The 2,043-nt window shown below is 76.7% G+C and carries 2 protein-coding genes; both read right to left on the reverse strand.

Annotated elements, in window-relative coordinates:
- The coding region (locus KS423_RS44290; RefSeq protein WP_224285337.1) for an aspartate aminotransferase family protein at positions 1-1,007 on the reverse strand (1,007 nt) is incomplete at its 3' end.
- Between the two features lie 11 nt (positions 1,008-1,018).
- A partial coding sequence (locus KS423_RS44295; protein ID WP_224285336.1) for an SDR family oxidoreductase occupies positions 1,019-2,043 on the reverse strand: 1,025 nt, incomplete at its 5' end.

A 2,043-nucleotide genomic window follows, 5' to 3' on the forward strand; every position in this document is an offset into this window, starting at 1 on the left:
CGCAGCCCGGCCAGCAGCCGGGCGCCCTGCTCGGCCGCGTTCTCGACCAGCCGCTCCTCGCGCAGCACGTCCAGGGTCGCCAGGGCGGCGGCGCAGGCCACCGGGTTGCCGCCGTAGGTGCCGCCCTGCGAGCCGGGCCAGGCGCGCCCCATCAGCTCGGCGGGCGCGGCGATCGCGGACAGCGGGAAGCCACTGGCCAGGCCCTTCGCGGTGATCAGGACGTCGGGTCGGAAGCCGTCCCCGTGCGGGTGGGCGTCCTCGTGCTGGTGGGCCCAGAACCGGCCGGTGCGGCCGAAGCCGGTCTGCACCTCGTCCACCACCAGCAGGATGCCGTGCCGGTCGGCCCGCTCGCGCAGCCCGGCCAGGAAGCCGGGCGGGGCCGGAACGTAGCCGCCCTCGCCGAGCACCGGCTCGACGAACACGGCCGCCGTCTCGGCGGGCGCGCAGACCGTGGCGAGCACCTCGTCCAGGCCGCGCAGGGCGTGCGCCACCGCCTCCTCCCCGGACAGTCCGAGCCTGAACGCGGCCGGGAAGGGCGCCACCGCGACCCCGGGCATCAGCGGGCCGATGCCGGCCCGGAACCGGGTGCCGGCGGTGGTGAGCGAGGCCGCGCCCATGGTGCGGCCGTGGAAGGAGCCCTCGAACACGATCACGTTCTGCCGCCCGGTGGCGTGCCGGGCGAGCCGCAGCGCGGCCTCCACCGCCTCGGTGCCGGCGGTGGCGTAGAACAGCGAGTCCAGGCCGGGCGGCAGCACCTCGCCGAGCCGCTCGGTGAGCGTGAGGAGCTGGTCGTGCAGCACGGTGGTGTACTGCCCGTGGATCAGCCGGCCGGCCTGTTCCCGGACGGCCTCGACCACCCTCGGGTGGCAGTGGCCGGTGCTGGTCACCCCCACGCCGGAGGTGAAGTCGAGGTGGCGGCGGCCGTCGGCGCCGTAGAGGTGGAGTCCTTCGCCGCGTACGGCGACGACCGGGGTGGCCTGCTTGAGCACCGGGGACAGCTGGGACACGGGGCCTGCCTTCACGGGTTGGTCCTGCCTTCACGGATGTCGTCACCGGTGGCGGCACGGATGTCGTCACGGGTGGGTGGGGGCGGGTCGACGGGCGGCAGGTAGCCGGCCTCGGCGGCCCAGGTGAGCGCGGCCGACCACCACCGCGGGGTCGGGGCGGCGAAGCGCACGCCCAGCCGGTCGAGCACCCCGGTGGTGTACGCGCTGTCCACCAGGACGCGGCGCTCCTCCTGCGCCGCCCAGGCGGCGGCCAGCCGGACGGCCGTCGGGTGGCGCCGCTCGGCCCGGGCGAGGGCGGCCGCGAAGGTCTCTTCGTCGGTGAGCCGCACACGGTGGCCGTGCCCGGCCAGCCACCGCACCAGATCGTCGTGCGGGACGGCGTGCGGCGACTCCACGTGGTACGCCCCGGGCGCCGCGTACGGGTCGAGCGCGATCGCGGCGATCCCGGCGGCCACCGTGTCCACGTACGAGAAGGAGAAGGCGGTGTCCGGCCGGCTCGGCGCGGCGCCGGCGAGCAGGTAGCCGCGGATCAGCTGGTAGATCCGGTTGTCGTCGGCGTTGGCCTGGAACGCGCCGGTCCGGCTGTGCGCCGCGATGTGGCCGCTGCGGTGCAGGTAGGCGGCGTGTCCGCGGGCGGCCCAGGCCCGCACGGCCTGCTCGGCCCGGTACTTGGTCCGCTCGTACGGGGTGCGGAAGTGCTGGCCGATCTCCAGGTCCGCCTCGCTGAAGCGGCGCGGCGGGCCGTCGACGCCGCCCGAGACGGCGAGCGTGGAGACATGGTGGAGCCGTGCGTCCGGGGCGTGCTCCCCGACCCAGTCGAGCAGCCGGCACACCGCCGTGTGGTTGGTGCGCTCCAGTTCGTCGGGCGGGGCCACCAGCCGGACGTCCGCCGCCGCGTGCACCACCAGGTGGGCGCCCCGGGCGAGTTCCCGCCCGGCCGGGGAGAGGCCGAGGCCGTCCCGGTCGATGTCCCCGGCGAGCGCCCGGACGGGGCCGGTCCCGCCGCCCGCGCCGGTGCCGAGCCGTTCCAGGGCCC

The sequence above is a fragment of the Streptomyces sp. LS1784 genome (assembly GCF_020103755.1).
Taxonomy (GTDB): domain Bacteria; phylum Actinomycetota; class Actinomycetes; order Streptomycetales; family Streptomycetaceae; genus Kitasatospora.